Annotated in this window: 14 protein-coding genes; 6 read left to right on the forward strand and 8 right to left on the reverse strand. The window is 64.4% G+C overall.

The genetic code is table 11. The annotated features are described in order from the left end of the window. Positions 1 to 28 precede the first annotated feature (28 nt). A complete protein-coding gene (locus SLT36_RS22010; protein WP_432284433.1) occupies positions 29 to 1,348 on the reverse strand; it encodes an MFS transporter in 1,320 nt (439 codons plus the stop codon). 68 nt (positions 1,349 to 1,416) lie between these two features. Further along, the gene (locus SLT36_RS22015; protein ID WP_432284434.1) at positions 1,417 to 1,692 is read right to left on the reverse strand and encodes a metal-sensing transcriptional repressor; all 276 of its coding nucleotides are present in this window, start codon (positions 1,690 to 1,692) and stop codon (positions 1,417 to 1,419) included. A gap of 550 nt (positions 1,693 to 2,242) precedes the next feature. Here SLT36_RS22015 and SLT36_RS22020 point away from each other — a divergent pair. After that, positions 2,243 to 2,806 carry a cytochrome b gene (locus SLT36_RS22020; RefSeq protein WP_432284435.1) on the forward strand — a complete coding sequence of 188 codons (564 nt, stop codon included), beginning with the start codon at positions 2,243 to 2,245 and terminating at the stop codon, positions 2,804 to 2,806. 118 nt (positions 2,807 to 2,924) lie between these two features. Here SLT36_RS22020 and SLT36_RS22025 read toward each other — a convergent pair whose 3' ends face one another. Continuing rightward, complete coding sequence (locus SLT36_RS22025) at positions 2,925 to 3,833, reverse strand: SDR family oxidoreductase (protein WP_432284436.1); 909 nt, start codon at positions 3,831 to 3,833, stop codon at positions 2,925 to 2,927. Between the two features lie 74 nt (positions 3,834 to 3,907). On the opposite strand from SLT36_RS22025, the gene SLT36_RS22030 reads away from it, so the two are divergent. Next, entirely contained in the window at positions 3,908 to 4,495 is a 588-nt protein-coding gene (locus SLT36_RS22030) for a TetR/AcrR family transcriptional regulator (RefSeq protein WP_432288433.1), read from the forward strand. Between the two features lie 155 nt (positions 4,496 to 4,650). Further along, complete coding sequence (locus SLT36_RS22035) at positions 4,651 to 6,156, forward strand: amidohydrolase family protein (RefSeq protein WP_432284437.1); 1,506 nt, start codon at positions 4,651 to 4,653, stop codon at positions 6,154 to 6,156. A 78-nt stretch (positions 6,157 to 6,234) separates the two neighbouring features. Here the strand turns inward: SLT36_RS22035 and SLT36_RS22040 are convergent, their stop codons facing one another. After that, positions 6,235 to 6,465, reverse strand: a complete 231-nt coding sequence (locus SLT36_RS22040) for a DUF4287 domain-containing protein (protein ID WP_154385033.1) — start codon at positions 6,463 to 6,465, stop codon at positions 6,235 to 6,237. A gap of 29 nt (positions 6,466 to 6,494) precedes the next feature. Next, positions 6,495 to 7,409, reverse strand: coding sequence for a DMT family transporter (locus tag SLT36_RS22045; protein ID WP_432284438.1), 915 nt, complete (start codon positions 7,407 to 7,409; stop codon positions 6,495 to 6,497). Between the two features lie 49 nt (positions 7,410 to 7,458). On the opposite strand from SLT36_RS22045, the gene SLT36_RS22050 reads away from it, so the two are divergent. Then, complete coding sequence (locus SLT36_RS22050; protein WP_432284439.1) at positions 7,459 to 8,010, forward strand: MarR family transcriptional regulator; 552 nt, start codon at positions 7,459 to 7,461, stop codon at positions 8,008 to 8,010. A 24-nt stretch (positions 8,011 to 8,034) separates the two neighbouring features. On the opposite strand, the gene SLT36_RS22055 is transcribed toward SLT36_RS22050, so the two are convergent. Both SLT36_RS22055 and SLT36_RS22060 read right to left on the reverse strand, forming a co-directional pair. Next, on the reverse strand, positions 8,035 to 8,394 hold the full coding sequence (locus SLT36_RS22055) for a hypothetical protein (protein ID WP_432284440.1): 360 nt from the start codon (positions 8,392 to 8,394) through the stop codon (positions 8,035 to 8,037). Positions 8,395 to 8,439: 45 nt separating this feature from the next. Beyond that, the gene (locus SLT36_RS22060; RefSeq protein WP_432284441.1) at positions 8,440 to 9,252 is read right to left on the reverse strand and encodes a hypothetical protein; all 813 of its coding nucleotides are present in this window, start codon (positions 9,250 to 9,252) and stop codon (positions 8,440 to 8,442) included. Between the two features lie 332 nt (positions 9,253 to 9,584). Between SLT36_RS22060 and SLT36_RS22065 the strand changes: the two genes are divergently transcribed. Continuing rightward, positions 9,585 to 10,613, forward strand: a complete 1,029-nt coding sequence (locus SLT36_RS22065) for a serine hydrolase domain-containing protein (protein ID WP_432284442.1) — start codon at positions 9,585 to 9,587, stop codon at positions 10,611 to 10,613. A 94-nt stretch (positions 10,614 to 10,707) separates the two neighbouring features. Here the strand turns inward: SLT36_RS22065 and SLT36_RS22070 are convergent, their stop codons facing one another. After that, the gene (locus SLT36_RS22070) at positions 10,708 to 11,436 is read right to left on the reverse strand and encodes a GNAT family N-acetyltransferase (protein ID WP_432284443.1); all 729 of its coding nucleotides are present in this window, start codon (positions 11,434 to 11,436) and stop codon (positions 10,708 to 10,710) included. Between the two features lie 243 nt (positions 11,437 to 11,679). On the opposite strand from SLT36_RS22070, the gene SLT36_RS22075 reads away from it, so the two are divergent. Then, on the forward strand, positions 11,680 to 12,312 hold the full coding sequence (locus SLT36_RS22075) for a LysE family translocator (protein WP_432284444.1): 633 nt from the start codon (positions 11,680 to 11,682) through the stop codon (positions 12,310 to 12,312). Positions 12,313 to 12,325 lie beyond the last annotated feature (13 nt).

Consider the following 12,325-nt stretch of genomic DNA (forward strand, 5'->3'; position numbering starts at 1 on the left):
AGTCACTGCGGCACGAGCGCTTGGCGCCTCAGCCGTGGCGCGGCCATTGCTGGTGCAGCGTGTCGATGACGAAGCCATGGGCATGGCGGTGGCCATGACGATGTCCACCCTCGGTCCAGTGCGGGTCGTCATCGGCGAGGCCGTGATGGTGATGGTCGACGATTTCGGGGTCCGATGACGGCCACAGCGCCAGCGCCGTGGCGACCGCCGCAGCCGTGATGCCGGCCATAATGACGAAGGTCATGGGCAGGCCGACGGAGACGCCGAGCCAGCCGGCCAGCGGATAGGTGATCAGCCAGCAGGCATGCGACAGCGCGAACTGCGCGGCAAACAGCGCCGGCCTGTCCTCGGCGTGCGACGAGCGCCTGAGCAGCCGGCCCGCCGGCGTCTGCGCCATCGAATAGCCGAGACCGAGCAGAAACCACAGCGGCAAGAGCCCGGCAAAACCCTGCACCAGCGTGCCGGAAACAAGCCCGACAGCCAAAAGGGAAATGCCCGCCAGCATGATCGAGCGGTCCGGCACCTTGTCGAGAATTCTGGGCAGCATCAGCGCCGCCGTCATCGAGCCGGCGCCATAGGCGGCGAGCGCCAGTGCGGTCGCCTTCTGCGTCAGGCCATACTCGCCCTGCACGATGACGACGGTGTTGACGATCACCATCGCGCCCGACGCCGCCACCGCCATGCTGACTGCCAGCAGGCCCTGCAGCCGCGGCGTCGCCAGATAGGTCTTCAGGCCCCTGGTGGTGCGCTCATAGATGCCGCGCGGCACAGACGGTTTCGGGCTCGGCAGCGTCACCGAGACGACAAGTGCTGCGGAGGCGAGGAAACCTGCGACCGTGCCGGCGAAGAGGTCGTGAAAGCTGACCACCGTCAGCAGTGCCGCCGCCAGGATGGGGCTGACAAGGCTCTCGAGATCATAGGCAAGCCGGGTCAGGGACAGCGCCCTTGTGTAGTCCTTCTCTTGGGGCAACACGTCGGGAATGGTCGCCTGGAATGCCGGGGTGAAGCCGGCCGAGGCCGACTGCAACACGAAGATCAGCACATAGACCTGCCAGACCTCGGTGACGAAGGGCAGAAGCAGTACCACCGCCGCGCGCACAAGGTCGAGGCAGACCAGCATCGAACGCCTGGGCAACCGCTCGGCGAAGGCTGCGGCAACAGGTGCGACGAGGACGAAGGCGATCATCTTGATCGCCAGCGCGGTGCCGAGCACGACACCCGCATCGGGTCCTGCCAGCTCATAGGCCAAAAGCCCGAGCGCCACGGTGGCAAGACCGGTGCCGAGCAGTGCGATCAGCTGTGCGGCAAAGAGATGCCGGTAGGTTCGGTTGGACAGGATCTGCAGCATCGGTCGGGCTCTGGCGGTATCAGGCACTCTGGGACAGCACGGCGACCGGCGCATGGCCGGCGGCCTGCTCAGAGGTACTTGGTGATTTCCTTGAACGCGTCGATCGACTGGCGCTGCGCGCGCGGCAGGCTTCCGACCGCGTCCTCCAGGCAATGGTCGAGATGATCCTGGATCAAAGTGCGCTTGGCCTGGCCGACGGCTTTTTCGACGGCATGAAGCTGCTGGGCGATGTCGAGGCACGGCCGGCCCGCCTCGATCATGGTGATGATGCCGCGCAGATGGCCTTCCGCCCGCTTCAGCCGCTTGATGGTGTCGGGGTGGGAGGTGTGAGCATGTTCCGTCATGCCCAATTGCTATCCCCCCGGAGGGGATGCGGTCAAGACCGGCGCTGTGCGAAACGTCCTGACTTATCCGCTCACCAGCCGCGGAAGCGTGGCCAGTAGTCGAGCCCGCCACTTGTGGTGAGAACGTTGTAACCGTCGAATTGCGCCCCAGTGGCGCAGGCATGGTTGGGCAAGGCAGTCTCGCCCCGCTGCCCGGCCTGACCGCGATGACGCCGTGCACCCGCCCCTCGATGGCGCAGACCACGCCGTAACCATGGTCGGTCTTCTGGGACGCTGTGCCGCTGTCACGCGACAGCGCGCCATCTCGCCACGCAAGGAGCCGGCACGGTTGCCCGCCACCCTCCTAGAAAGTTGGCGTTGCAAGCGTCGGCGCGTCGTAACCTGGTGCCAATATCTGGGGTCGCCCGGCAACGTGATCGCCATGCCGCGGTTTCGCGACGAAACAGCGTTGGGGCGCCGGCTTCTCTTACGCATTTGTAATCTTCGGGAACACAAGTTTGCCCCGAACTCGGTCGAGGGATGACCCTGTTCACAATTGGGTGCAAGAGGGATGCCGACGCCTGCTTACACCTCTACGCAAAAGGCCCTCCACTGGGCCTTGTTCGGTCTTGTCATTCTACTTTATGCGCTGTCATTTGGAGAAGATCTGTTCCCGAGAGGCGATCCCTCTGCAGAGTTGGCTTGGCGCCTGCATATCTCGTTCGGTCTCCTGCTTGCCGCCCTTGTCGCCTGGCGCGTTTGCATTCGTATCGCTAGAGGCGCGCCGCGATTGCCAGACGACATGAAGGGGTGGGAGCGGACTTGCGCGAAAGCCGCGCATGTTGTCCTCTATGCCCTCCTGGTCGCCATCCCTTGCCTTGGCATCATGCTGACATGGTATCGAGGTGACGCCCTCAGCTTTTTCGGTTTTTTTGCGATCCCGTCACCGGTGGCTCCCGACAGGGTTTTCGCACGGGATATTCGCGAAATTCACAGTTTCTGCGCAAACGGCATTCTCATTGTCGCTGGACTGCACACTCTCGCAGCGCTCTGGCATCACTTCGTCAGACGAGACAATGTTCTCGCCAGAATGCTGCCGAGCTCAGCGCGCCAAGCAGCGTTGAAACATCCGTAGCGCAGGTTGCCGGAAGGCATTCTGCCGCCGACCGCCTCCCCGTTCCGCAGCGTGCGTCCCTGGCCGACGTCGGCCATGCGATCGACGTCGGCGCCGGAAGGCGGAAACCACACGGCGCTCAGCGATAGCCTGTCGTATCGGCCGGCCTGCCGGCATCCTGCACCTCGACGACATAGGGCCAGGCATTCGGCCGGGAGCCGTCGAGGTCGGTGAACCCATAGACCTGGGCCAGGCCGCCGCTCGACAGCGACTGGCCGTTCCAGCGCGCCTTTTCGGGGTCGGCGGCAAGGGCCGCCACGGCGCGGCCGACGAAGCGCGGCGTCTCGGAAATGGCGAAATGCGGAACATTTTCAAGCGCATCGCGCCAGTTGGCTTCGGTGACGCCAAAGTGCTCCAGCATCATTTCCGAGCGCAGCCAGCCCGGCGTGATCGCCACCGCAGTCGCGCCATGCGGCGCGAGATCCTTGGCGTGCGCCCAGGCCATGCGCAGCACCGCCGACTTGCACAGGTCGTAGAAGGGCGACAGGCGGTAGTTCACCGCATTGTATTCGGCCGTGCCGTCGGTGACCTCGACCAGGAGGCCGCCCGGCTTTTCGATCATCAGCGGCAAAGCGTGATGGGCGGTGATCAGATGGGTGTCGATGGAGAGCCGCAGCATCCTGAGGCCATTGTCGAGATTGTGGTCCCACACCGGCTTGTTCCATTCGAACAGCTTTTCGCCGCCCCAGATGTCGTTGACCAGTATGTCGAGCCGGCCCTCGTCCTTGCGGATGCGGGCAACGAGGTCGCGGACCTCGTCGGAAACGAGATGGTCGACGCGCACAGCGATGCCCTTGCCGCCAAGCGCGTCGATGGCCTCGGCGGTTTCCTCGATCGTCTCCGGCCGCTGGTATTCGGACTGGCGGTCGCGCGTCGTCCGCCCGGTGACATAGACGGTGGCGCCGGCCGCGCCCAGTTCCATGGCAATGCCCCTGCCCGCGCCGCGGCTGGCGCCGGCAACAAGCGCTACTTTTCCTTGCAGTGTCATCGATCTCTCCCGAGAGTGTTTCTTTCGGAGGCTGGTCATCGGCTTCGAAGCGATATATAAATGAATATTCGTTTATAAATAAAGGTCAAGATGCCCGCCGCAAAACCCTGTCAGACGAAGAGGTCCTGGTCGCCGCCTCGCGGCTGCTGCATGAGCACGGCCCCGATGCGCTCACCTTCGAAAGCCTGGGGCGCGCCTGCGGCCTGTCGCCGGCAACGCTGGTGCAACGCTTCGGGACCAAGGCCAGGCTCAAGCAGGCAACACTTCTGCACGCCTGGGACGGGCTCGACGCCAAGACAGCGGCACTTGCCGCCGCGACGCCGAAAACGCCTGAGGGTGCGATCGCCCTGCTTGTCGGCCTGTCGGATTATGGCGGCATCGAAACCTATGCCGAAGGCCTGCTGGTGCTGCGTGAGGATCTGCGCGATCCGGTGCTCAGGGCGCGCGGCGCTGCCTGGAAGGCTACGCTGTCGGCGGCACTCGACGAGCGTTTCGAAAGGGTTTCCGCAGCACCCCAAGGGATCGGCCTGCTCATGGCCTCGCAATGGCAAGGCTCGCTTTTGTGGTGGGGTTTCGACCCGCAGGGGCGGGTCGAGGATTTTGTCGCCGCCGGTCTGCGCGGCTTCGTTGCGGCGGTGCTGGCCGAGCCGGCGACGACATGAGAGGGCTGGCATGGCAGCCCGCAGCCTGCCGCGAGCCTGTTCGGCCACCTCATTAGCCTCTCCATAGTGCAGGGATACCTGCGTTGACGTTAGGTTATTTTAGACTTAAAAAATTTAAGCTCAAAATAATTTGAGTGCTGATGGGGAGGAACTTTATGAGCCATTCCGGTTCCACGGATAGCGGAGCACCTGCATCGAAGATCGGCCGTCGCGGCTTTCTGAAGGCAACGCTGGTCATGGGCGCCGCTGCTGCCGCGCCCGTCGGCAGCAGTGCGCAGACCGAGGGCGCTGCAGCCGCAAATCCGGCATTGGGCAACGAGTTCGTCATTCGCGCCGGTCACATCCTGTCCATGGATGGGGACGTCGGCGATTTCGCCAGCGGCGAGGTTCACGTCAAGGATGGCCGGATCGTTGCGGTCGGCGAGAGACTGAGTGTTGCGGGGATCGAGGCGGTCGATGCCACCGACATGATCGTCATGCCTGGCTTCGTCGACACACATTCCCATCTCTGGAATGCCTTCCTGCGCGGTTCGATAAGAGGCGACGATCCGGTCCGGGGTTACTTCCCGACGACCAATAGGGCAGCCTCGCTGTGCACGCCCGACGACGCGGCCGCCTCGGCAAGGTTCGGGCTTCTGGAAGCGCTTCTCTCCGGCACCACCAGCATCAATAACTTCTGCCACAACACCCGTTCGGTCGAGCACGCCAACGCCGAGATACGCGCCTCGATCGATCTCGGAGTCCGCACACGGTACTCCTATGGAACGCCAGGCCGCGGAGAACGCCTCGACACCAACGGCGTCGAAGCGGTGCACAAGCAGTGGGCCACGGGACACCCGCTCATCACGATCGGCGTCAACCTCCAGACGCCTGCCCCGGACATCCTGAAAAACGGCGGAGACGACGCCAAGTTCGTCGAAGAAGCGAGGTTTGCGAAAGAGCTCGGATTGCCGATCTCTCTGCACTACGGCAACACGGCCCAAGGGCTGGTCGCCTTCATGGACAAGCACGATCTGCTTGGCCCCCACATCCTGTTCATCCATGCGCAAGGCCTGACCGAGGAAGAACGGAAGACACTGGTCGCCAAGAACGTGCAGTTCTCGATGTCGCCAGCGATCGAGATCCCCTACTCGACGGTCAGGAACGGCTACATCCAGTTCGCCGAGCTTGAGAAACTGGGCGCGAGCCTCAGCCTGTCCGTAGACGCATCGAGCGCCATGGCGACCGCCGACTTCTTCACCGTCATGCGGGCACTGCAATGGTCCCACAAGCAGCGAGCCGACGTCGACCGTGCGCTCGAGCCGAAACGGATCCTTGAAATCGCTACGCTCGGCGGCGCCAGGGCCCTCGGTCTCGATCGGGAGATCGGCTCGCTGACGCCGGGAAAGAAGGCCGACATCATTCTGGTTCGCAAGACCGACCTCAACATCGCGCCGGTGATCGATCCGTATTTCTCCCTGATCTTCTCGGGAGGCGCGCGCAACGTCGACACCGTCATCGTTGACGGCGTCCTGGTCGTAAAATCTGGCCAGCATGTCCGGGTCGACGGCTCCGACGTAGTGGCGAAGGCCGAACAGGCCGGGCGTGCCATGCACGAAAAGCTCGAGCACATCATCGCCAACACGAAGGAAAGCGTCGAGCAGTTGAACAAAAAGGGATAGTGCGGGCCGGGCGCAGGTTTCGTCTGCGCCCGGATGCCTGATCTCGCAGCCAGACGAATGTCCAGCAGACGGCGACAGCTATTTGTCGCCGGGCTTCCTCTTGCCGCTGAGCAGCGCATAGACCGCCATCGAATGGCCGTGGCCGAGGCCGAACTCGGAGCCCAGCCATTCGACGATCTGCCCGGCCTTCACGCCAGCCTTCAGCTTGCCGGCGTCGGAAAATCCCTTGCCGTCGGCGAGTGCTGCCAATTCTTCCGGCCCCTTGCCGGTCTTGGTCTTGATGGTGTCGAGATAGGCCTGGAAGGACATGATGTTTTCCTCTTTGAAGATAAAATTGATCAGGCGCGCTTGCGGTTGGCCAGCACGCCGCCGGCGATGATCGCCGCCAGACCTGCGACCGACAGCACAGTCAGCACGTCGTTGAACAGCATTGCCGCCAGCACCACACCGAAGCCGGTGCCCCAATAGCCGAGCTGGCTGAAGAACACCGGCCCGCCGATCTCCTGCAGGCGGAAGTTGAGCAGATAGGACGAGGCTGACGTCGCGACCATGCAACCGATCCAGAACAGGATGTCGCGGTCGAAAAAGACCCAGCTCGACGGCGCCTCGAAGAACGGCGCCACCAGCGCCACCATCAGGCTCGAGCTCAACAGGATGCCGCAGGAAAAGGCGAGCGCCGACGAGCCCTTGGGCCAGTAGGCCGTGCGGATGATGTTGCCGGCGGCGGCACAGGCCGGAACGATGATGCCGAGCAGCACCCAGACAGTCTGCGAGAAGTCGATCTCGGCCAGTTGCTGCTGCACCAGGGCCGCCATGCCGGCGAGGCCGATCAGGATGCCGGCGAAACGCCTGATATACATGCGCTCGATGCCGAGGCCAGCGGCAAAGCTCATCGTCAGCAGCGGCGATAGCGAATAGACCGTCGAGGTGTAGGCCGGCCCGACCCGGTCGACGATGTAGTAGCCGAGCACCGTCGGCACGGTGAAGCTGATGATGCCGAGCACCAGATAGAGCAGGATGTGGCTGCGCTGGCGCGGAATGCCCTGCCCGGAGGCGGCGAGCAGCGGCAGCAGCACCATGCCGGCGCCGACATTGGCGACCAGCGCCAGCTGGAATGGCTGCATGCCGGCATTCAGCGCCGCCTTGGAGATCATGATGCGGGTGGCGAAGACAAGGCCGCACAAGGCCAGCAGGATCAGCGGCGAGCGTGCGGCATAAGACACCGGCAAACGAAGAACTTCCTGTTGCGTCATGGTCAACCCCGAGATATCTTAGCGCTAAGATAAATATGGAATTATCTTAGTGTCAAGACATCTCGACGAGAATATTGGGGAACTGGCCGGCGACGGCCTGCAGGACGGCATCGATGCCCGCCGGGCGCAATGGGCCAGGGAACTGCCGCATCTCGACACGCGCGGCATGGCGATCCTCGGCCGCGCCCGCTGGATCACGCTTGCCGCCCGGCCGAAGATCGAGGCGATCTTCGCCTCCTACGGGCTCGACACCGGCGAGGCCGACGTGCTGTTCACGTTGCTGCGCTCGGGCCCGCCCTACCGGCTGCGTCCGACCGAGCTCTACAAGTCGATGATGATCTCGTCGGGCGGCGCCACCAACCGCATCGTCAAGCTGGTCAAGGCGGGCCTGATCAGGCAGGTCGCGTCCGATGGCGACGGCCGCAGCCTGCCGGTCGAATTGACCGAGGAAGGTCTTGGCCGCGCCCGCGAGGCCTTCGAAGCCGACATGGCGGTGGAAACGCTGATGCTCGAAAGCCTGAGCTGGGACGAGCAGGCGCAACTGGCGCGGCTGCTGCGCAAGCTGGCGCTGTCGCTCGGCAGTTCGCCGTCGCTGGAGTGAAGCCCCCGCCTCGCCGGCCGTCGCTCAGGACTTCGGCTTTCGCGCCAGTTCCCGGTCGATCTGGCCGATCTCCCTACCCGCCTGCTCCAGTTTCAGCACGCAGCCGAGGATGCGTCTTTGCAGCTCGCGCACCGGACCGCTGATCCGTGCTGCTTCCAGTCCGCCCTTGGCCAATCCCAACAACTCATAAGCTGCAACGAGCAGGGAAGCACCGCCGGTGACAGGCGACGCGATGATCCCGATGACGAAGATGGTGCCGTCGGCGGCCAGCCACAGGCCAGCCGACCGCAGCTCTGCCTTGCGGCGCTTCAACTCGACCTCGAGCTGGTCGAGTTCGGCCGAAATGGCTGATACTTCCGCCCGCCTGGCGGCCCGTTCCTTCAACAACTCTGCCTGGGGAAATCCGGCAAAGCGGGACATGACAGCAGGTCAGCCGCCTGGAGAGGCGTAGCCGCTTTCAGCCTCCTCCCGTTGCGCACCCGATGCTGCGTCACGATACCCGAGACCACGCGAAATCCGCGCAGCCTCCAGCCTGGCGGTGGCGAGACTTCGCTCAGTGCTCTCGATGTCCCGCCGATCGGCGAGCATGCCCTGCAGCCGCACCGCCAGCACGGCGGCGCCGACGATACAGAGCCCCACCACCACCGCGCCGTGAAGAATGTCGGCATCGCGGCCAAACAGGCTGAGCTCGATGCCGAAGCGGGGCGCCAGGATCATCGCGGCGAGCAGGATCGCGGCGGCGGCCGACGACAGCAGCGGCCAGAGCTGTGACCTGATGCCGTCGCCTTCATCCGCCAGGACGGCTGTCGGAACGGGCTCGGGGTCGGCAGCAACGGCAATTTCGACCGGCGGCTGCTCGTCATTGGCCTCGTTAGCGCCAAAATCGGGGGCGACATCTGGCGATCGCTCGGCAAGGGCCTGAAACGACTTCGGCAGGCTTGCGACATGGCCGGCCTCGACAAGGACCTCGAGGGCTTTGGCTGCGCCGGGCTGATAGGTCCGCAGTCCCTGCTCGATGGGCAGCAGCTTAATCGACGCCCGGCCCAGAAGCCTTTGCAGCTCGGACACCGCCTCGGGCCCCGGCTCCCGGCCGGTGAGATCGCGCAGCACCGTCTTAAGGTTTCTCGCCCGCTCCGACAGCGTCGATCGTTCGAAGGCGCCCAGGCTCACGGCGCGGACAATAGGAGGGTCGCCCGGTCGGCTGAAATGAGCGACGAAGCCGATGACCTCGCCGATCGACAACAGGATGGATGTATCCCAGGTCAGAACGAAGTTGAGACCCTGGGACCCGCAGTATCCGCTGATCTGTTCGAGGCTTCCCAGTACTTCATCGTCTGTCATAAAGCGCCCCGCGCCCCACGAACAACTTGGCCGCACCATATTAGCAAACTTGCATCGGAGAATACAGCTCGGCCTGTGGAACACGCGGCCCGGTCGGTCCTCGGCATCAAGCCACGCCACTGGCACCGCTGGCCAGACTGTTGCGCAAACTGGCGCTATCCCGTGCCGGCACCACCACCGCAGAGTGACGCCAGCGAATCGAGACGCGCCAGCGCCGCCACTGGGAATTTGGAATGAACCGGAAAGAGCTTGTCGACCTTGCCCGTGAGCAGCAGATTCCGCTGGCACTCTACGCCACGGGCCAGGGCCTGGAGCGCCCCTGGGCCACGGCCGCGGGGATGGCCGACGAACAAGCCGGCAGGCCGATGTCGCTCGACACGCCGCTCCGGATCGCCAGCAACACCAAGACCTTCGTTGCCGCAACGATTCTCCGCCTTTGGGAACGTGGACTTGTCGACCTCGACGGCCCGATCGTCCTGGAGATCGACCCGCTGTTCGACAAGTTGCTCACCGCCGCCGGCTACCGCACCGACAGGATCACCGTTCGCCATCTGCTGAACCATAGCGGCGGCCTTGTCGACCACACCAACGCCCCCACCTTCTTTGCCACAGTCGTGCGCGAGCCGCAGCATTTGTGGACACGCGAAGAGCAGGTTCGCCTCGGCGCCAAATTCTCGGCGCCGCTCAGCGAACCGGGCACGCGCTTCAGCTATTCCGACACCGGCTATATCCTGCTTGGCGACATCATCGAGCGCATCTCAGGCACGACGCTTGCGGCAACCGTCCGGCGCGAGATGGGATTCGAGCGGCTCGGCCTTGCAACGAGCTGGTGGGAGATATCGGAGCCGCAGCCGCCGCATGTCGAGCCGCGGGCGCGCCAGTTTTTCGGCGATGTCGACGCCACCGGGATCAGCGCCTCGATGGATCTTTATGGCGGCGGCGGGCTGGTGATGTCGGTGCGCGACCTCGCCACCCTCTTTGCCGCGCTGTTCGAAGGCCGTGTCTTCGACAGCCCCGACACGCTGCGCGAAATGCTTGGGCAAGGCAGGCATGAAGGTGCTGCCGGCTATCGCCTCGGCGTCTCAGTCGAAACCATCGACGGCGCCGAGATCTACTCGCATCTCGGCTTCTGGGGTACCGCAGCCTATTACGCACCGGCAAAGGGCATTGCCATCGCCGGGTTTGCGACCCGGCGCGAAGCGCGCGACACGCTGGTGTCGGTCATCCGCCAGGTGCTTGCCGCCGAGGGCTGGCATGGCTGACCCCGCCGCCGGCTGCGAGCCATATTACTCGAGCCGACAGAGGCCGGGCTCGTCCGCCTGGGGTAGTCGGCCAGGATGAGGACCGCCGCCGGGATCAGACGGCGGAATCGGGCGAAACCACCTCCCAGGTGCCGAACAGCTCGAGGCCGGCCTTGCCGGCAAGCAGGATCGACGCCGCATTGTCGAGCTGGCAGCGATATTGCGGCTCGTAGCCCAGATCCCAGGCATGCCGGCTGATCGAACGCACCACCTTGCGGGCGTGGCCCTTGCCCCTGTAGGGCTCGAGCGTCAGCACGCCGAGATCGGCGACGCGACCGTCCATCCAGGGATACATGCTGCCGGCACAGACAAGGCGGTCCTGCTCGAAGGAACCGAACACCAGCCAGTGGTCGAGTTCGACCGAGGCACCATCGAGGTCCTGCTCCGACGCCTGCGCCTGGAAGCCTGAAAACAGCGCCGCGTCCTCGGCGCTCAGACGCCTCGGCCCGGCAACCGGCTCATCCAGTGCCAGCCGCTTCTTCTCCGCCTCGGTGAAATGATAGATGCGGTCGGCGCCATGCAGCATCACACCCGCCCCATCAAGGGCGTGGCGAAAGCCAGCGATGGACAGGCCCTGCCTTTTGCGCAGGCCGGCCTTGACCGCCAGCTCGGGCGTCACCACCGCCATGGCCCGACCATCGATCGTCTCCAGCACCATGACCCGGCAGTCCTCGTCGAGATCAGGGTCGGCGGCGACAGTAAAATTGTCGTCGCTGTGGAGAATGTCGCCGTTGAGAAACTGCGCCCGCCAAAAATCGACGATCGTCTGCGAAAAGTATGACATTGTGAATACTCGGTCTCGTCTGGACGAGCGTGAGCGCGGAAAGTGTAGACCCACGATTCTCACGACTTCGTGAAGAAAGCCGTAGCCAGCAAAAACCGGCAAATGTGCGGCATAACAGCGCTTCGTGATCGCTGGACCAAATATAGGCCGGGCTGGCAGACCGGTTTCGCCTACCGAACGATCGCGCCCTGTGCGAATTTGCCGGCATGCGTCGCACCGTTCGGGTGCGACGGGGAGCCTGCCATGCCGTCAGCCGAACTGTTGATCGCCTTTGTCGCCACCACCGCAATCTTCGCCTTCATGCCGGGCCCGGCCATGCTCTATGCCGCCGCCCAGACGCTGGCGCGCGGGCGCTGGTCGGGGCTGATGGCGGCACTCGGCATCCATCTCGGCGGCTATGTCCATGTCATTGCCGCCGCCGCCGGCCTGTCGGTGCTGTTCCACGCCGTGCCGCTGGCCTACATGGTCGTCAAGCTTGCCGGTGCCGCCTATCTCGTCTGGCTCGGCATCGCCATGTTCCGCGCCAGGAATGACGGTGACGGCGACCTGCCCGTTATCGCGCCGAAATCCGCCCGCCGCGCCTTCATCGAGAGCATCGCCGTCGAGGTGCTCAACCCCAAGACGGCGATCTTCTTCATGGCTTTCCTGCCGCAATTCATCGACACTTCGGCGGCATTCTCGGTCTGGCTGCAGTTCTTCATCCTGGGCACCGTGGTCAATGCGATGTTCACCCTGGCCGACGTCGTCGGCGTCCTTTTGGCCGGCGCGATGATCGGACGGCTCAAGCGTTCGCGCCGCGCCCAGCGGATGATGCAACGTGCCGGCGGTGCTGTGCTCGTCGGCCTCGGCGTCCACGTCGCGCTGCAGAAAAGCTGACCTGCCGACACCT

The organism is Aminobacter sp. BA135 (assembly GCF_050859125.1).
GTDB lineage: Bacteria > Pseudomonadota > Alphaproteobacteria > Rhizobiales > Rhizobiaceae > Aminobacter > Aminobacter ciceronei.